The 17,566-nt window shown below is 59.6% G+C and carries 19 protein-coding genes; 7 read left to right on the forward strand and 12 right to left on the reverse strand.

All coding sequences use genetic code 11. The annotated features are described in order from the left end of the window. Nucleotides 1–13: 13 nt before the first annotated feature. The 4 genes from nuoH to SynBIOSU31_RS13315 are packed head-to-tail and all read right to left on the reverse strand — an operon-like array spanning nucleotide 14 to nucleotide 4,526. Complete coding sequence (gene nuoH / locus SynBIOSU31_RS13300) at nucleotides 14–1,168, reverse strand: NADH-quinone oxidoreductase subunit NuoH (protein ID WP_066909075.1); 1,155 nt, start codon at nucleotides 1,166–1,168, stop codon at nucleotides 14–16. A 24-nt stretch (nucleotides 1,169–1,192) separates the two neighbouring features. Beyond that, complete coding sequence (locus SynBIOSU31_RS13305) at nucleotides 1,193–2,383, reverse strand: citrate synthase (RefSeq protein WP_186490763.1); 1,191 nt, start codon at nucleotides 2,381–2,383, stop codon at nucleotides 1,193–1,195. Between the two features lie 27 nt (nucleotides 2,384–2,410). Next, nucleotides 2,411–2,911 carry a SixA phosphatase family protein gene (locus SynBIOSU31_RS13310; RefSeq protein ID WP_186490765.1) on the reverse strand — a complete coding sequence of 167 codons (501 nt, stop codon included), beginning with the start codon at nucleotides 2,909–2,911 and terminating at the stop codon, nucleotides 2,411–2,413. Further along, nucleotides 2,889–4,526 (reverse strand): DUF3352 domain-containing protein, encoded by a 1,638-nt coding sequence (locus SynBIOSU31_RS13315; RefSeq protein ID WP_186490767.1) that lies wholly within the window; start codon nucleotides 4,524–4,526, stop codon nucleotides 2,889–2,891. Before SynBIOSU31_RS13315 ends, SynBIOSU31_RS13310 begins: the two co-directional genes overlap by 23 nt. Nucleotides 4,527–4,603: 77 nt before the next feature. Between SynBIOSU31_RS13315 and SynBIOSU31_RS13320 the strand changes: the two genes are divergently transcribed. Together SynBIOSU31_RS13320 and SynBIOSU31_RS13325 are read left to right on the forward strand one after the other, a co-directional pair. After that, entirely contained in the window at nucleotides 4,604–4,954 is a 351-nt protein-coding gene (locus tag SynBIOSU31_RS13320; protein ID WP_186490768.1) for a rhodanese-like domain-containing protein, read from the forward strand. A 125-nt stretch (nucleotides 4,955–5,079) separates the two neighbouring features. Further along, nucleotides 5,080–6,072, forward strand: a complete 993-nt coding sequence (locus SynBIOSU31_RS13325) for an HrcA family transcriptional regulator (RefSeq protein ID WP_186490770.1) — start codon at nucleotides 5,080–5,082, stop codon at nucleotides 6,070–6,072. A 16-nt stretch (nucleotides 6,073–6,088) separates the two neighbouring features. On the opposite strand, the gene trpB is transcribed toward SynBIOSU31_RS13325, so the two are convergent. Together trpB and SynBIOSU31_RS13335 are read right to left on the reverse strand one after the other, a co-directional pair. Further along, nucleotides 6,089–7,339, reverse strand: coding sequence for a tryptophan synthase subunit beta (gene trpB / locus SynBIOSU31_RS13330; RefSeq protein WP_186490772.1), 1,251 nt, complete (start codon nucleotides 7,337–7,339; stop codon nucleotides 6,089–6,091). Between the two features lie 39 nt (nucleotides 7,340–7,378). Beyond that, complete coding sequence (locus SynBIOSU31_RS13335) at nucleotides 7,379–8,338, reverse strand: class I SAM-dependent methyltransferase (protein WP_186490774.1); 960 nt, start codon at nucleotides 8,336–8,338, stop codon at nucleotides 7,379–7,381. A 38-nt stretch (nucleotides 8,339–8,376) separates the two neighbouring features. On the opposite strand from SynBIOSU31_RS13335, the gene SynBIOSU31_RS13340 reads away from it, so the two are divergent. After that, entirely contained in the window at nucleotides 8,377–8,703 is a 327-nt protein-coding gene (locus SynBIOSU31_RS13340; protein ID WP_186490775.1) for a translation initiation factor, read from the forward strand. A 65-nt stretch (nucleotides 8,704–8,768) separates the two neighbouring features. After that, nucleotides 8,769–9,416, forward strand: a complete 648-nt coding sequence (gene cysC / locus SynBIOSU31_RS13345; RefSeq protein WP_186490776.1) for an adenylyl-sulfate kinase — start codon at nucleotides 8,769–8,771, stop codon at nucleotides 9,414–9,416. On the opposite strand, the gene SynBIOSU31_RS13350 is transcribed toward cysC, so the two are convergent. Both SynBIOSU31_RS13350 and purE read right to left on the reverse strand, forming a co-directional pair. Then, nucleotides 9,397–10,494 carry an AI-2E family transporter gene (locus SynBIOSU31_RS13350; RefSeq protein WP_186490777.1) on the reverse strand — a complete coding sequence of 366 codons (1,098 nt, stop codon included), beginning with the start codon at nucleotides 10,492–10,494 and terminating at the stop codon, nucleotides 9,397–9,399. The two genes, cysC and SynBIOSU31_RS13350, sit on opposite strands and share 20 nt — an antisense overlap. A gap of 110 nt (nucleotides 10,495–10,604) precedes the next feature. Continuing rightward, entirely contained in the window at nucleotides 10,605–11,192 is a 588-nt protein-coding gene (gene purE / locus SynBIOSU31_RS13355) for a 5-(carboxyamino)imidazole ribonucleotide mutase (RefSeq protein WP_255477257.1), read from the reverse strand. 32 nt (nucleotides 11,193–11,224) lie between these two features. On the opposite strand from purE, the gene SynBIOSU31_RS13360 reads away from it, so the two are divergent. Together SynBIOSU31_RS13360 and bchM are read left to right on the forward strand one after the other, a co-directional pair. Continuing rightward, nucleotides 11,225–12,379, forward strand: a complete 1,155-nt coding sequence (locus tag SynBIOSU31_RS13360; RefSeq protein WP_186490778.1) for an N-acetylglucosamine-6-phosphate deacetylase — start codon at nucleotides 11,225–11,227, stop codon at nucleotides 12,377–12,379. 24 nt (nucleotides 12,380–12,403) lie between these two features. Continuing rightward, nucleotides 12,404–13,117: a magnesium protoporphyrin IX methyltransferase gene (bchM, locus tag SynBIOSU31_RS13365; RefSeq protein ID WP_186490779.1), complete on the forward strand. Its 714-nt coding sequence runs from the start codon at nucleotides 12,404–12,406 to the stop codon at nucleotides 13,115–13,117. 34 nt (nucleotides 13,118–13,151) lie between these two features. Here the strand turns inward: bchM and SynBIOSU31_RS13370 are convergent, their stop codons facing one another. The 4 genes from SynBIOSU31_RS13370 to SynBIOSU31_RS13385 form a co-directional block, all read right to left on the reverse strand. Next, complete coding sequence (locus tag SynBIOSU31_RS13370; protein WP_186490780.1) at nucleotides 13,152–13,604, reverse strand: hypothetical protein; 453 nt, start codon at nucleotides 13,602–13,604, stop codon at nucleotides 13,152–13,154. Between the two features lie 170 nt (nucleotides 13,605–13,774). Continuing rightward, nucleotides 13,775–14,755, reverse strand: coding sequence for a pseudouridine synthase family protein (locus tag SynBIOSU31_RS13375; protein ID WP_255477258.1), 981 nt, complete (start codon nucleotides 14,753–14,755; stop codon nucleotides 13,775–13,777). Beyond that, on the reverse strand, nucleotides 14,752–15,501 hold the full coding sequence (locus SynBIOSU31_RS13380) for a response regulator transcription factor (RefSeq protein WP_370593635.1): 750 nt from the start codon (nucleotides 15,499–15,501) through the stop codon (nucleotides 14,752–14,754). The genes SynBIOSU31_RS13375 and SynBIOSU31_RS13380 overlap by 4 nt, the downstream gene beginning before the upstream one ends. Before the next feature lie 33 nt (nucleotides 15,502–15,534). Beyond that, entirely contained in the window at nucleotides 15,535–16,050 is a 516-nt protein-coding gene (locus SynBIOSU31_RS13385) for a hypothetical protein (protein WP_186490781.1), read from the reverse strand. A 61-nt stretch (nucleotides 16,051–16,111) separates the two neighbouring features. Here SynBIOSU31_RS13385 and SynBIOSU31_RS13390 point away from each other — a divergent pair, with 61 nt between their 5' ends. Next, entirely contained in the window at nucleotides 16,112–17,251 is a 1,140-nt protein-coding gene (locus SynBIOSU31_RS13390) for a cysteine desulfurase family protein (RefSeq protein ID WP_255477259.1), read from the forward strand. The last annotated feature ends 315 nt before the right edge of the window (nucleotides 17,252–17,566 follow it).

The raw sequence follows: 17,566 nt of genomic DNA on the forward strand, positions 1-17,566 counted from the left end.
TAGGTAATTAAACCTAACCTCCGAAGGCGACCGGGAATGCAAGTTTGAGAGCTGCGGTCACAAGCAGATTGACCAAAGCAAGCGGCAACAGGAACTTCCAGCCAAGATCCAGCAGCTGATCAATACGCACCCGCGGCGTGGACCAGCGCAGAAGAATGGCAATGAACACGAGCAGATAGGCCTTAAGCACGGTCATCACAATGCCTGTTGTGCCTGTGATCACCTGGACTAAAGGAGCATCGACTGACTGCCCCAACCAACCCGCGAGCCATTCCACAGGCAGGGGAAAACCCCAACCTCCGAGATAAAGCACTGAAACCAGCAGAGCTGACAGCACCAAATTGATGTAGCTGCCGAGGTAGAAGAGAGCAAACTTCATTCCGGCGTATTCGGTCTGATAACCGGCAACCAACTCCTCTTCCGCTTCGGGGAGGTCGAACGGAAGGCGTTCACATTCCGCCAGAGCACAGATCCAGAAAATCAGAAAGCCAACAGGCTGACGCCAGATGTTCCAGCTGAGGATGCCAGCTCCTGTTTGCTGGTCGACAATGTCAACAGTGCTGAGGGAGTTGCTCATCATCACCACCGCAAGCACGGCAAGCGCAAGCGGAATCTCGTAACTGATTGACTGTGCAGCTGCCCTCAGGCCTCCAAGCAGGGAATACTTGTTATTAGAGGCGTATCCACTCATCAGCAGGCCAATGGGCTGAACGCTGCTGAGGGAGATCCACAGAAAAATACCCACTCCCACATTGCTGATCAGCAGGTTCTGACCGAACGGAACGATGAGCCAGGACAAAATCACTGGAACAACGACCAGAACGGGGCCGAGGGTGAACAGCAAACTGTCGGCCCTGGCAGGAATGATGTCTTCCTTGACCAGCAATTTGAGGCCATCAGCCAGGGGCTGAAGAACTCCGAGCGCACCTGCATATTCAGGTCCAATCCGCTGCTGCACCGCTGCTGAGATCTTGCGCTCAAGCCAAACGGTGACCAAAACCCCCACCACTGCTGCTACCAACACCAAAAGCATTGGCAGTGGCAGCCAGATCAACCGAGCTGCCTGTTCAGACAGACCGAAGCCCTCAAGAGCCTGACTGAAACTTCGTTCAAGATCGAGGCCAGGACTGACCAGGGCCGGTGCGCTGGTGGCGAGGAAAGTCACCATGAGCAAAGGTGTGATGAATGTAACTTAAGTGGTGATGGTTGGAACACGGGCCTCCAGTGGCGTCCACTGACGCAGATCACTGCCTGTGTAGATCTGAGATGGTCGGAAGATCCGATTGGCACCAAGCTGTTCGCGCCAGTGAGCCAGCCAGCCGGCAACTCTGGCAATGGCAAAGACCGGGGTGAATAGATCTCTGGGGATACCCAGCTTTCGGTACACAAGTCCGGAATAGAAGTCCACATTGGGATAGATGCCTTTCGGGCCAAGACGCGCTTCCGCCGCTTTCTCCAGAGCTCTGGCCACGTCGTACATCTCATCGTGACCAAAGCGCTCGAACATCTCTTCAGCAAGGGTTTGAAGGATCACAGCACGAGGATCTTTGACACGGTATTCACGGTGACCGAATCCCATAATCTTGCGCTTGCTGGCCATGGCCTCATCGAGATAGCCCGCGGCTAGATCTGGCGTAGCGATCTCTTCGAGCATTGCCAGGACGTCTTCATTGGCCCCTCCATGAAGGGGGCCAGCGAGCGTGCCGACGGCGGAAGCAACAACCGCGTAAGGATCGGTGAGGGTGCTGGCGGTCACACGGGCACTGAAAGTGCTGGCGTTGAGACTGTGTTCCGCGTGCAAGATCAGACACTGATCAAAGATCCTTGAGGCCATTGGATCCGGCTCACGCTCCATGAGCATGTAAAGGAAATTGGCGGAATACGCCAGATCATCCCTGGGCTGGATGGGGTCCTGACCTTTACGGATCAGCTGAAAAGCGGCGACCATCGTCGGGATCTTGGCGATCAGCCTGACCACAGCGTCGTAGATGTACTGGGGGTCGTCGATGGCTCGACGTGAATAGAAGAGACCAAGAGACGCTGCGCTGGACTGCAGAGCATCCATCGGATGCCCATCGGATGGGAAGCACTTCATCATGTCCCTGACGCGAAAACTCACGCGTCGGTGCATCTGCACCTCGTCCTCAAAGTCGCGCAACTGCTGAGGGGTCGGCAATTGCCCCCAGATCAGCAGGTATGTGGTTTCCAGGAAGCTGCAGTGGGTGGCCAGATCGTCGACGGGATAGCCGCGATAGGACAAGCACCCCGCATGACCATCGATGTCACAGATGGACGACTGGGTAGCAGGCACCCCCTCAAGTCCGGGGCGGAACACCAGACCCGTTCGCTCATGACGGATCTCGGCACCATCGTTCTGACTCACCAACCTCCGCTTCAGCACAAAGGCAACTTAAACGGAGCGCGGAAGTAAAAGACGAGGCCTAAGCAATGCCTGCAGTTCGGCCTGACCCCGAGGATCGCTCAGGTCTGCCGGCCAACTGAGATGGCAGTATCCGGCCTTTCGCAGGCGCAAGCTTCCGAGGGGTGCTCCGATCAACGTCGCCGCAAGCGTGCTCAGCTCCGGCTCATGGCCGACCAACAGGCAACAACCAGACAAGCGGTAGACCAATGGCCAAGGGTCACCTCCCGGCTCCAGGGCTGAATCGAGACAGATCGACTCCGCCAGCCCAGCCTGGATCGCCAGCTCGGCCGTCTGCCTAGCTCGACGGTAAGGACTGCTGATCAGTGTGTCCGCCTGCACATCAAGCATCCGTAATTGACGGACCACCTCCCAAGTGCGACGCAGGCCCCGACCCGTCAGACCGCGATCGGGATGATCACGGCCCAGCACGCGTTGTGCGGCAATGCCATGGCGCAGGAGAAGAAGATCAACCGAGCTGGAGTCGCGCACGCAGACGCAAGCTGCTCACACGCTCATCCTGCACGGAGGCTGCGTTCTGGTCAGCCCCAGCGGCGATGGCCAAGCCTTGGACGGCCGGCAGCAGTGATCGACCGGCCACACCCTGCACCAGCTCCCAGGGTCGCCACTGACCAAGGCGCAAGCGACTGGGGGCCGCAGCGAGTGCCAGTTGCTGAGCCAGCACTGACTGACTCGGGGATTGCAGCTCATGCAGCTGCTGCTGTCGCTGAATCAGATCACCGCTCTCACCGCGACGTCGCAAACCATCGAGTGTCTCTGCCCACCAGTTCACACCGGTGTGCCGCTCCAGAGCAACAGCGAGCTCAGCCTGAAGAGACTCCTCTCCGCGACGACGCTGACGAGCCAGACGAGTCCAGACCTGAACAGGCTGGCCGTCGCTCTCGAGGGTGGAACCAGTCAAGCCGAGCTCCTGAAGCCGACCATCCACCATTTCGGGATCGGGACGATTAGGCCGGGTGCCCAGCACCCAGCCCTGCGGCCCCTGCTGCCAGAGCATGGGCCCTTGATCGAGGTCCACGACCGCAGCCGCGGCCCCGGTCGGAACCGATTCCAACGCCTGCCGCAGGATGGGAGCGATCCACTGGGCCAGGGGCTCGTTGGCATCAGGAGCCAGCAGAGCCGCAGGGTTCGTCAACAAAGCGACGGTCTGCGCATCACCGCCGGCATCTCTCAGCAACGCATCGCTGTCCGTCGTCTGAGACCCCACGGGAATTAGAGGCTCACGGAAGTGGACTACGGCATCAAGCGCCAAATCAGGTCCCTGCGGTGTCAGCGATGCCACCAGCCCTTGGAGGTCTTCGCGGGCCGTGATCGCTGATGGGACCCCCAGCCAGCGGTCCATCGCGCCAGGGTTGGCAATCAAAACAGCGGCCCCACGACCGAAGCTTTGGAGATCAGTTGCCAAAGCAGGATCTCCAAGTTGATGCTGACTTTCCAGCTGGGACACATCAAGGGCCTGTTCAAGCACCCCTCGCCCTGAAGCCAGCAACAGCAGATTGTCATCGATTAATGCAGTGGCGATCGGTTGTGGATCTCTTCCCAGCAGGGCTCCACGACCACTGATCAGTCCCATGCCGCGATAACGGGAGATCTGCAGATCGGTGCCTGCCAGGCTTCGGGTCTGCCAGAAACGCTGCAGAAAGCGCTTAGCACCGTCTTCATCGCGGCTCGACAGTGCCAGCACCCAGCCCTGCTTGGGTTGTTCGCCGGACTGCTGAGCAGGAGCATCCAACACTGCAAAGCTGACCTCGGGACCAATCCAACCGGCCAGCTCAGCGCTGAAGTCAAGACCAGCCAGAGCAAAAGCACCATCTCTGAGCTGACGGGTGCTGTCATTCACCAGTCGGCGTTGGCGCACTGGTGCAACGGCCTGTGCGTAAGCAGGCACCTGACGGGTATCAACCAACCAATGCAGCGTTAGAGCTGCATCACTCGGCATAAAACGTGCCGCCCGGGGCAACTCAAGGGGCCGTTCCATGATTCGCAGCGGGCTCTGACGAGCCATGCCCCACCACAACCCCAGGGCGAGCGTGAGCAGCGCCACCGCCACAGCGACCAGAGCCAGCAGGAACGAGCGCCCTTTCATGAACAGGCGGTGAAGCACATCGTGCTCATCTTCTATCCATCCAGGGAGCTATGCCAGCCCGAAGCCAGACTGACGTGATGAATGGACCCACCCCAAAACCCCTCAAAGCCAGCGAGCTGAACAACTGGCTCAGCAGGAACGTCGATCTGACTGTCGTAGATGTGCGGGAGCAGCAAGAGCTGGCGATCGCTCCCTTTCCGTATCCAGTCAGGCATCTGCCCTTGAGTGATGCTGAAAACTGGATGGGAACCATTGATGCTGTGCTGCCGCAGAGTGGCTCGATCGTGGTGTTGTGCCATGCCGGTGTGCGCAGCTGGAATTTCGGTTGCTGGCTGCTCGAGAATCGGCCATCACTTGACGTATGGAACCTCGAGGGTGGCATTGACGCCTGGAGCGTCATGGTGGATTCCGCAGTACCGCGCTACTGATCGCCGCGCTATTGATCGCTGCGCCGCTAATCGTTGCACCAATCAACCGAACAGCGTGCATTCATGACAAGAGCGAACCGGCGTGACTGGTTGTTCGTAGGATTTTGGTTCGCAAGTTGGTCCCCGTGAAGCCGCTGCCCCGACGACAGCAGGAGGTCCTTCAGGCCACGGTCCACCATTACGTTGACACCATCGAACCGGTAGGCAGCCGGGCTTTAGTGCAGCGATTCGGGATCAAGGCCAGCTCGGCCACAGTGCGTTCGGCCATGGGAGCTCTCGAACAGCGTGGACTTCTGACCCAGCCACACCCGTCGTCGGGTCGCGTGCCCAGTCCCCAGGGCTACCGCCACTACGTGGACTGCCTGCTGCCCGAGCCAGGTGCAGGCGCCCATCACCTGGAGCGGGAATTAACCCAGCTGAGCCTGCGCTGGGCGGCACTGGATGACCTTCTGCTGCAGCTCACTCGCCGGCTGACGGATTTCACAGGTCTGATGAGCCTGATCAGCCCGCCACAAAGATCCAAGAGCCAACTCAGAACCATTCGCCTGGTCCGCAGTGAAGACCGCCTCCTGGTGATGCTCGTCGGCGATTCCAGCCAGGCCCATCACCTCAATCTGCGGCTGCCCCACGGCAGTGCCGGTCAGGTGGAAGCCTTGGAACGCTGGACCTCCGACCAGCTGCTGCAGGCCGGCAAACTGGATTGGAGCTGTCTGCCACAGCAACTTCAGCCCTGCGGGAGGGCACTACAGGATGCCCTGGAGAACGGGAATCCCTTCCATCGCCCGATCGAGCAGGCACCTTTGGTGCATGGGGTTTCGAGGCTGGTGGCCGAACCCGAATTCAGTGATAGCGCCCGGGTGAGACCTCTTCTCGACCTGATGGACAGTGATCCGGCAGCATTTGTTCCTGCTCCTGCCTGGTCCGACGGGCGAGTCTGGATCGGCCAGGAGCATCCTCAAACAGCCCTCAGCCGCTGTTCAGTCGTCCAGGCCAGCTACCGCAGCGGTGATGGGGGTGTAGGCCAGGTTGCTTTGATCGGGCCGATGCGTATGGCTTACGCAACCGCTCGTGCGGCCGTGAATTCCGTCGCAGTGACCCTGGAGCGCTTACTCAGCTGAGACAAGCTCTGAATGTTCAGAGTGCATCGCCAAGCTGCTCAGCGACCGTGTTCACATCCTTGTCTCCACGCCCAGAGCAGTTCAACACCACTTCAGTGCCATCCGACAAAGTTGGGCAGAGGGTCTCAAGCCAGGCGAATGCGTGAGCTGTCTCTAGGGCAGGAATGATGCCCTCCAGTCGACTCACAAGTTGCAGCGCCTCGAGCGCTTCAGCATCGGTCACGGCGCCATATTCGGCCCGGCCGATCTCGCGCAAGTAGCTGTGTTCAGGGCCGACTCCGGGGTAATCCAGGCCCGCACTGATCGAATGAGCTTCCTGCACCTGACCGTCCTGGTCCTGCAGCAACAAGCTCATGGCACCGTGAAGCACCCCGACCCTGCCTTCGGTCATGGTGGCGGCATGGCGGCCTGTCGCGACGCCATCACCGGCGGCCTCCACTCCGATCAGACGTACGTCGCTGCACTCCACAAAAGGATGAAACAGCCCCATGGCGTTGGACCCCCCGCCAACACAGGCCATCAGCACATCTGGCAAACGACCGAATGCCTGCTGGCATTGCTCTCTAGCCTCCTCTCCGATCACGGCGTGGAAGTCGCGAACCAGCATCGGATAGGGATGGGGGCCTGCCACTGATCCGAGGATGTAATGCGTGGTCTCCACATTCGTGACCCAGTCACGAATGGCCTCGCTGGTGGCGTCCTTGAGTGTGGCTGTGCCGGCAGTAACAGGCTGAACGCTGGCACCCAGAAGACGCATGCGGAACACATTCAGAGCCTGACGGCGCATGTCTTCAGCACCCATGTAGACCACACACTCCAAGCCGAAGCGGGCACAGACCGTGGCCGTCGCGACCCCATGCTGACCAGCACCTGTTTCAGCAATGATCCGCTTTTTGCCCATTCGCAAGGCCAGCAGCGCTTGCCCAAGTGCATTGTTGATTTTGTGTGCACCGGTGTGATTGAGGTCCTCACGCTTCAACCAAATCCTGGGTCCGCCATCGCTGCGGCGGTAATGCGCAGTAAGCCGCTCAGCTTCATAGAGGGGGGTGGCCCTGCCCACGTAGTTGCGCAGCAGGCTGTTCAGCTCTGAGGTGAAAGCCGGATCTTTCCAGGCCTCAGCCGCGGCCTTCTCCAGCTCAGCCAGGGCAGGCATCAAGGTTTCAGGTACGTACTGACCACCGAAACGGCCGAAACGACCAGAGGCAGCAGGCCTGGAGCTGACGGCCAGATCCTGAGCGGTGGGCTTGGGTGGCAGGGTGCTGGTCAAGGTGCAGCTGACCGCGCGCGCGGCCTTTGAAGCGTTGATTCAGCGTAAGCAGGCAATCACGCGATGCCGTGGATCACAGGCACGGATTTGCAAATTCCGGAACCCTGCCGCTCGCAGGGCCTCAGCCATGTCGAGGCTGAAGTACTGCTCGATATAAGGCTCGGTACTTTTGAGCAATGTGGCGACCACAGCGGGAAGGCGCTGAAGGACGGAAGAGGCGGGATCCTGATCAACCATCACCAGAGCACCGCCTGGCCGCAGCAACCGAGCAGCCTCCATCAGCACAGCGTGGGTCGCCTCCTGAGGCAGTTCATGGCAGACGAACTGGAGACTGATCAGATCAAAAGACGCAACCGCCAGACCCGTGTTCTCCGCCGCTGCATGCAACCAGCCATCCACCAGTCCCTCCCGATCACGCACTTGGGCCACCGCAAGCATGTCGGGGGACAGATCCAGGCCTTGAATCCGAGGCGCAGACTCTTGGCGCTGCTCGGCCCGCTCACGCAGCCAGCGTGCGAGATACAACGTGCTCACTCCCACTGAACAGCCAAGATCAAGCACCTGATCAATGGACCCGTTCAGGAGCGGCGCCAAAGTGCGATGGATCTCATCCCTCAGACGGGCCTGGGCCACAGATGGTGCCAACGCCTCTTCCGGCCAGATGCGCAGGGCCATCGCATCGGTGGCTTGCTCCGCTTCGGCAGCAGCCTCCCAGCAGAGATTGCCTTGTTCATAGGCATGGAAACGAGCCACGTAGTAGTCGGGCGGCTTAATCCCGGGGTTGATGGTGCTCGACAACAACGGTGCTGCAGCCTTCTGCAGTTCCCGGCGACGGACTCTCCAGGGAATGCCGTTGCGTTCAGCAGTGCGAATAATCAGCTGACGTGCCTGGAAGAACAGCGGGCGCCTCAGCAGAGCGATACCGATCAAACGTTCGATCCAGCGACCAAGGCCCTGACTGGAGTCAGCCCATCGAGGCGTGGACGCGGAGTCGGTCATCACGAGAACGGCAGGATGGTGTCGGATGCGCAGAAGCGATGCCGAAGGGCGGGTGGCAGGAATTCAGCAACACAGACAGTTTGCAGCGGCCGAGCGGTCCCGAGAAGCAACCAACCGCGAAAGCACAACAGATCGTTCGGGTGCAGCCAACCCGAGGCGGCAAAGGCGGCAAGACCGTGACGGTGATCCGCGGTTTGGAGCTCGACCAAGAGGGACTCAAAGCATTGCTGAAGACACTCAAGAAACGCATCGGCAGCGGTGGCACAGCAAGAGACGGCCTGATCGAACTTCAGGGCGATCAGGTGGAGATTGCGCTGGAACTGCTCAACAAGCAGGGATATCGACCCAAGCGCGCTGGGGGATGAGGCAGATGCAGGCCGAGAGAGGTACTGGTTGAGGGACAATGGCGGCCCGAGACCGCCGGATCCCAATGACCGCTTCGTCCAGCCACGGCCAGCTCACCAACCAGGGTGCTTCCACCAACATCGCCTGGCATCAGGCATCGGTTGACCGAGCAGCCCGCGCTGAACAACGGGGACATCGCAGCGCCATTCTTTGGTTCACAGGTCTAAGCGGTGCTGGCAAGAGCACGCTCGCCAACGCGGTCAATCAGGCCCTGTTCGATCGGGGCCTGACGACCTATGTGCTCGACGGCGACAACATTCGCCATGGCCTCTGCAAAGACCTTGGTTTTTCTGATGCCGACCGTGAGGAGAACATCCGCCGCATAGGTGAGGTGTCCAAACTCTTTCTGGATTCCGGTGCCATCGTGTTGACGGCATTCGTCTCGCCGTTCCGTGCTGACCGCGACAAGGCACGCAACCTGGTTGGCGACGGAGATTTCATCGAGATCTTCTGTGCCGCTGACCTGAACGTGTGCGAACAGAGGGACACCAAGGGCCTCTATGCAAAGGCACGTGCGGGAGAAATCAAAGAATTCACTGGTATCTCCAGCCCTTATGAAGCACCAGAAACGCCGGAACTTTCTGTCGACACTGGCGCTGCAGACCTGTCGAACTGCGTGGATCAGGTGGTCAACGAGCTGATCTCCCGGCAACTCATTCCTGCCCAGCGCTGACGTCGTTAACGACCGCATTGCTGACGACGGCATGGATGCCCTGACGCTCGGCCCAGGCATCCACGAACGTCTTGAGGCAGCTGGCGACAGGCACCGCCAGCAACAGACCCAATAACTCTCCAAGACCGTAAAGCGCTCCGGCCTTGGCTCCCAGGGGCAGGGCAATCAGCAGCCAGGCTGGCTGCAGACCCACGATGCTTCCCATCAGACGCGGCTGAATCACCTGATCGACGATCTGGCCGACCACGATCGCTGCCACCAACGTCTCGAGGCCAGTACTGGGATCTTGAAAAGCGAGCAAGCCGCTTACGGCGACAATGGTCAAAGCACTGGCATAGGGGATCAGGGTTGTAAACCCGATGAGCACTGCAAACAGCACTCCATAGGGGATCTTGAGAAGGGTGAAGACCACGATCTGACCCAGCGCCAGGATCAGCGCGAGGAGCACTTGCCCGCCGAAGTAGCCACGAAAGGTACGCGCCAGGGTGCTGGTCACCACCACACGCCACTCATCCGGGAGCCAGCGGACCAGCCCCTTGGTAATCGATTCACCTCCAATCAGGAAGAACACCGCCAGCACAAGCACGATCACGGTGTTGATCGTGGTGCCGAGTGTGGCCCCAAGGATGCTCAGAAACCGCTGACTGAGCTGACTGGCCAAGGTGCTTGCACGGGAGAGCAAATCGCTGCTGAGATCTCCAAACTCATTGGGCAGGCCACGGATTGACGCCCACTCCTGAAGACGGTTGACCCACGCCTGTGCCGCCAGAAGCAGTCCAGGCAGAGCATTGATCAACTGGCCAAGCTGCTCAATGAGCAGCGGCACCAGGGTCACAGCAGCGAAGGCCAGTGCGCCGGTCGTAGCGAGCGTGACGAACACAATCGCCACCCAGCGGCGAATCCCTCGACCGGTGAGCCAGCGGCAGGGAATATCCAGCAGGAAGGCGATCAACGCAGCCGTGAGGAACAGGCCCGGGAACGGAGCCAGCGGCAGGAGGAGCTGACGGATGACAAACAGGTTGAGGGTCAGCAACGGCAGCACCAATCCCCAGCGAATCCAGGCTGGCCAGGACGTCATGGATTGGAGGGGGCGCAGATCAAAGGGAGCTCAGCTTGTCAACGGCACTCGCCTTATGGCACCAAACATCTCGTCTGGCGGCAACATCGAAAGATTGCAATCGCTGGCGATCAATCCATTTGCTTGAGGTAGTCAAGACTGCCCAGATCCTGCAAACGCGCGTCCTTGTTAACGACGGTGTCATGCAGCTGTTGGCGGTAGGCCTCAAGTCGTTCCGCCAGCACACCACCCTCCACAGCAAGGATCTGTGCAGCCAACAAGCCTGCATTCAGGCCTCCCCCGATCGCCACCGTGGCCACCGGAATACCACCGGGCATCTGCACAATCGAATGCAAGGAGTCGACACCTGACAGTGCTTTGCTCTGCACCGGCACACCGATCACAGGCAAGGTGGTGAGTGACGCCACCATGCCAGGCAGATGGGCTGCGCCGCCAGCGCCGGCAATGATCACGGCTAGCCCACGCTGGCGAGCCTGCTGGGCGAAGTTGACCATCTCCAAGGGCGTGCGGTGAGCCGAGAGCACGCGCACCTCCACCGACACCCCCAGCTGTTTCAACACCTCCACGGCAGGGTGGAGGCTCGGAAGGTCGGAATCACTGCCCATGATGACGGCGACCCTGGGCACGGAACCTGGATCAACAGAAGGGGATGGCAACTCGGCCACAGGCAAGAACCGGAAGGACAGCGAGACTGCCATCGTCCCGCACCGGCTTGAGCCGGCCCCACCGCATGCGTCGGATCACCGATGTGCGTCTCCCCCGGCGCCCCGGAAGCAACGACCCTGTCGGTCTGTCCTGGCTCAGCCTGGATGATCACAATCTGATCACAGCCACCGGTCCCATGCCGGCTGGTGGAGCGATGGCGGGGGAGAGCTGGCATGGAGACAGGCTCAGTCAGCGGGGTATCGATCTTCAGATCAATGGAGGTCTTGGCCTGGCCTTCACGGAACTCTCGGACCAAGATCTACCGAGGCTCCTGGAGTTGCTGGAGCTGCTTTGGCGCGATGGAGTCGAGGCGATCGCTCCAACCCTGGTCACCTGTGGGGTGACCCCTTTACGCCAATCACTGGCCGTACTCCGGAAGGCCCGGGACCGGCATTCAACAGGCCGCTGCCAACTACTGGGAGCACATCTTGAGGGCCCGTTTCTGGCGGAAGCCCGGCGGGGTGCACACCCGCTGGAGCACATCGCTGCTCCCAGCGTCGCGGCCCTGAAAGAACGAATCGCGGGATTTGAAACCGAGATCAGCCTGATCACCCTGGCGCCAGAGCAACCGGGAGCTCAAGCCTTGCTCAGTCACCTGAAAGAGCTCGGCATCCAAGTGGCACTGGGTCACAGCACTGCAAACGCCGACCAGGCAGCCCTGGCGTTCAGCCAGGGCGTCGACATGATCACGCATGCTTTCAATGCCATGCCTGGACTGCACCACCGCGCTCCTGGGCCGCTAGGGGAAGCCTGCCGACGTGGCGATATTGCTCTTGGGCTGATTGCCGATGGCGTGCATGTACATCCCACGACTGCTGTTTTGTTGCAACGGATGGCGGGAGATCAGCTGGTGCTGGTGAGTGATGCCCTTGCGCCCTACGGGCTGGCTGAAGGAGAACATCGCTGGGACGAGCGAGTGCTGCTGGTGAACAACGGCACCTGCCGACTGGAAGACGGCACCTTGGCCGGTGTGACCCTGCCCTTGCTCGAAGGAACCTGCCGCCTGGCGAGCTGGAGCGGTGACGCCGATGGTGCAATCTGGGCCTCAACCATGGCACCCAGAGAAGTGCTTACGGAAAGTCTTGAAGACCACTGGCTGATTGGAAACATGCTCAGCGACCTGCTGCGCTGGGAATGGAACGCATCAGAACGCAAGTTGGCCTGGCGGGGGGCTGCGTAAAATTCAGTCGCAGCGAGTGAATTGATGGCCCCCGAGCAACTGCTGAATGACAAGCAGGCCGAGAAAAAGGAAGTCAAGGGCTATTTCGAGACCACAGGCTTCGATCGCTGGAACCGCATTTACAGCGACAGCGATGACGTCAATAAGGTCCAACGCAATATCAGGATCGGGCACCAGAAAACCGTTGATGAGGTCCTGGCCTGGATCAAGGAGAGTGGGCAGTTCAACGACGTGAGTTTCTGCGATGCCGGTTGCGGCGTCGGCAGTCTGAGCATCCCTCTAGCAAGCATGGGAGCCGGTTCTATTCATGCCAGCGACATCTCTGAAGCAATGGCCGAGGAGGCTGAGCGACGGGCGCGTGATGCGGGCCTGGACATGTCCAAACTCAATTTCGCAGCCAGCGATCTGGAAAGCCTCAGCGGCTCATTTCACACCGTGTGCTGTCTGGATGTGTTCATTCACTACCCCCAGGAGGCTGCTGAAGAGATGGTGCGGCACCTCTGCTCTCTCACCAATCAACGCCTGATCGTGAGCTTCGCGCCCTACACACCGCTCCTGGCAGCTCTGAAGAGCATTGGCCAGTTGTTCCCAGGACCCAGCAAAACCACCCGCGCCTACACCCTCAAGGAGAAAGGAATTGTGGCCGCAGCCGAAGCCAGCGGCTTCAAACCCATGCGACGCAGCCTCAATAAGGCGCCTTTCTACTTTTCCAGACTGATCGAATTTCAAAAGGCCTGAACAACTTTTGGAAGAGACCATGGTTCAAGACCCATCAGGACCCGAACTGACTCTGCAGTTTGAGTAACGCATAGGGAGGCGTGTCACTGACAAAGTCAGCCGACCCCACATCACCGCTAAAAACGCCGCCCTGACCGATCAGGGTCGCGCCGTGGTCCCTGGGGAAGAGATCACCGAGCGAAAGATTCATTGATCCTGATCCCAGGCTTGGCGTCACATCGACGCTGGGCTGAAGCGAGCCGAAGGAACGGGTTTGAATGTTGCCGTCCTCAAAGGTCAGGGTTCCCTGGCCATGGGTCAAGAACTCCATTTCGCCGTTCAGCACTCGTCGTTCGACCACCTCTTCGAGCCCATAAAAGGAACCATTGGCCTGTTCACAGCCCAGCACAACTCCCCCCAACCGAGCCACCGCAAGCTTGTAACTGACCGAATCACCCACCGACAGGACTGAATCCTGATTGGCATCGATGAAGGTGCCGGATTCCACGTTGCAGAACAACACTTTGAGCTGTTTTGTCTAGCGGAGATCGACGCCGGAACTGGTCCCGGAACCGCCTGGGGAACAGCCCATCAACGGGCAGAGCAGCGAACCCAAAGCAATAGCGGAAACCGACCTAGGCATGGCATCAACCACTGAGCTCACTCAATGCTGACAAGTCATGGTGAACCTGAGCTGAACCAGAACGTTGATGGCGGCTCACAGCTGAGGTGCAGATCATTCAGCTGCAGACGCCAGGCGTGAAGTCGGTAGCCCCCGTCTCCTGGGGTCGCCACATCACTGATGCGCTGATCGTTCAGGTACAGCGGATCACCGAGGAGGGGAGATCCCAGTTGCGCGAGATGAATGCGGATCTGATGAGGTCGTCCTGTTGTGATCGATACCTGCAGACGATCTCCCTGCGGACAGCGTTCCAGCAGCTTCAGCTCACTGTGGGCTTGGAGTCGCCCCCGGATCACCCCATCCGATTGGGGCAGCGGTCCCCAGACCCAGCCCAGCCAGGGATGGGGCCGCTCGACCACATCCGTGTTCACGGCAAGAGACGTCCCGAACTCGAGCCCTGCCACACGCTGAGCCCAGGCCTGATAGATCTTGCAGGTTCCCGAAGCAGGCTGAAACTCTCGCGAGAGAGCGGATCTGGTGGTCGGGTTGCGTGCACAGACCTGCAATCCGGAAGTGAAGCGACCAAGGCGATGCACAGGCTTGGGAACCAGCGGATCACCCAGCTGGCAACTGCGCTGATCCAAAAGCGTCGCGAGCGTGTGCTGAAGGAAGCCACCACCAGGCATCACTGGCAGTCCGGAGGGTTTGTTGATCACCAGCAGATCCCCATCGTCATATTCCACCGACCAGGAGTCGGGGATCGCTGGCTCGATCCATGGAGGACGGCACCAGAGCAGCTCTGCCTGATCGGGTAGCCGTCGATCCTTGAGGAGACGCTTTCCGTTACAGCGGATTTCACCAGCAGCAAGACGTCGAAGCCAGACGTCCTCAGTGGAGTGGGCATAACGCTCAGCTAGCAGCGCGCTGATCAGCGTGCCGTGATTGCCAGCGTGCGTGATGTCCCGGTACGTCCATCCCTGATTGAGTGCAGCTGGACGCCAACCCTCAGGCAAAGGCGATGCCTGTTGGCTTGTCACTCCACCAGACGATTCTGCAAGGCGTAACGCACCAGCTCGGTTCGGCTGGATGTACCGGTTTTGATGAACAACCTGCTCACGTATTTCTCCACGTTTCGGATTGATGTCTCCAGCTGGCGGGCGATTTCTTTGTTCATCAATCCCTCTGCCACGAGTTGCAGAACACTGGATTCCCTGGGCGTGAAATTGTGCTGGACAGGATCGCTGGAGGGCAGTGCCTCCGCCTGAGCGAGAAGAGAGCGAATTTCAGTGATCTGTTTCGCCATTTGCCCCATGTCGGCATCCGCGAAGCGGGCTGCTTCCTGCAAGAGGCGCTGCTGACGCTGGGCCACGTTGCTCACACGCGCCACCAACTCATCCGGGTCAAAGGGTTTAGGGATGTAATCATCAACACCCGCCAGATAGCCCTGAGTGCGATCTGCAGTCATGCCCTTGGCGGTGAGGAAAATCACGGGAGTACCGCCCAAACGCTCATCAGCTCTGAGTTTGTTGAGCAGCCCGTAGCCGTCCAGCCTGGGCATCATCACGTCACTGATGACCACATCAGGAAGCATCTGTTGCGCCTTGGCAAACCCATCCTCACCATCAACAGCCGTGGTGACATCAAAGCCCTCATCTTCAAGGTAGGCCTGCACTGCTGAACGCAAGCCAGGTTCGTCGTCGACCAGTAGCAGACGAACTGTTGGCGGCTCAGGCTGAGAGGGCTGCTCAGGCTGGGAGGATTGTTCGGGCTGGGAGGTTGTCAAGGCCTGACCTCATCTGGCCGGAATCTAGGGGCGTCAGGGCGCTGGCAACCGCAAGACTTCTTGGGATTCGATCAACTCAGTGGAATAACCAAGCTCTCTAGCCATCTCCGAGAGACCGGAGGGGTCCTGGCCAGCGAGGTCGGGATGACAGGCCGCCCACCAGACCAGATGGTCTTCACGCGTGGACGCACGCCTGGTCCCCCCTGGGTTGAGTTTGCGCACATAGATGGCTTCGGTATCCCTGGTGACACGCAGCGGCTCTTCGCGACTGCAGTTCACCGACTCGGTGGGAATCACGAGATTGTCGGCGGATTCCTGCCACAGCTTGAACCTGCGTATCTCGGGATCAGCAGGGTCTCCCGAGACCGCAAAGATCCCCAAGGTGTACTCCTCAGCCCCCTCACCCTGATCCAGCACCACCAAATCAACAGGACGCATGGCCTTCATCTGCTCAAGCAGCTGTTCACGATTCACGGCCTCCGCGACAGCGGGCTGAAAAGCTGCCGACACCAGCAGACCCAAACTGAAGAGCCAACGGATGGAATGCATCGCGACAATCTGAGAGTCACACCATGCTGACCCCACACACCCCATTGAGCGCACTGAAGTTGTGATCAACCTCGATCACCAGGCCACCACACCTTGTCATCCCTCCGTGATCGAGGCGATGGAGCCCTGGTGGCGCCAGCAGTGGGGCAATCCATCGAGTCGTCAACATCGGCTTGGGCTGACAGCTGCAGCGGCAATCAGCTCAGCCAGGGAGAGCATTGCAGGCAGTTTGGGAATCAGATCTGAAGAACTGATTTTCACCAGTGGTGCCACTGAAGCCAACAACCTGGCACTGCTAGGCCACGCGAGGGCTCGGACGCTGTCCGACGGGGGAGCAGGGCATCTGATCAGCGTGGCGAGTGAGCATCACGCAGTACTCGACCCTCTGCTGCAGCTGCAAGAGGAGGGATTTCAGATCACGCTGTTGGCGCCGCAAGAGGACGGCCTGATCACGGTGGAACAGCTGGAACAAGCCATTCAGCCCAACACCCAGCTGATCAGCGTGATGGTGGCCAACAACGAGATCGGCGTGATCCAGCCGATCCGGGACCTGAGCGCCGTCTGCCGCAGACGCGGCATCACCATGCACACCGATGCTGCCCAGGCCTACGGACATCTGCCGCTGAACGCTGAAGAGCTGGGCTGTGAGCTAATCAGTCTGAGCGCTCACAAATTCAACGGCCCAAAAGGCATCGGGTGCCTCGTGGTTAGAGCAGGCACGAAGCTGCAACCGCTCCAGTGGGGTGGAGGACAGGAACAGGGTCTGCGGGCAGGGACCCTTCCGGTGCCGCTGATCATGGGCATGGCTGCTGCAGCCGAGCTCTCAACGCAAGACTTGAAGGACCGCCAGGCTCGGCTCCAGGCCTTGAGGGATCAGCTTTGGGAAGGGCTCAAAGATCGAAATCCCATGATTCAGCTCAACGGCGCGCTGCGACCTCGACTGGCCCACAACCTCAACATCACTATTCCCGAGATCTCGGGCAGCCGACTGCTTCGGACACTGCGGCCCCGACTGGCCTGCAGCAGCGGTTCTGCCTGCAGTCGTGGTGAGCCATCTCACGTGCTGCGATCCATTGGCCGAAGCCGTCTTGAGGCAGAAGCATCACTGCGACTAAGCCTGGGACGAGACACAACAACGATCGACATTGACGGAGCAATCGAGGTGATCACAACCGCAATCCAGACACTGACCCAGCGCTGAAATCAAAAACTCACTTAACACAATCTCTGGGAAAAGTGTCAGAGCAGCTACGTGTACTTCAAGCCATCGAAGATGGATGGGATGCTTTCGCGAAGGATCCCTGGTTGGGTTTGGACTGGCACAAATTAACCAAGCCCTCGCAATCATTCCCCCAACCATTGCCTTTGTTTTGCGTATTTACCTCTCTATAAATCGGAAGTCCCCCCCCTTCATTGCTCTATTGAAAAACAACAGCTCCTTTGAAGCCATTCAGTAAGGGGGCTCGATTGTTGATCCCTCATGGTGGACACTGCTCTGGTTCTTTGTCGTTGAAGC

This window comes from Synechococcus sp. BIOS-U3-1, assembly GCF_014279975.1.
Lineage (GTDB): Bacteria > Cyanobacteriota > Cyanobacteriia > PCC-6307 > Cyanobiaceae > Synechococcus_C.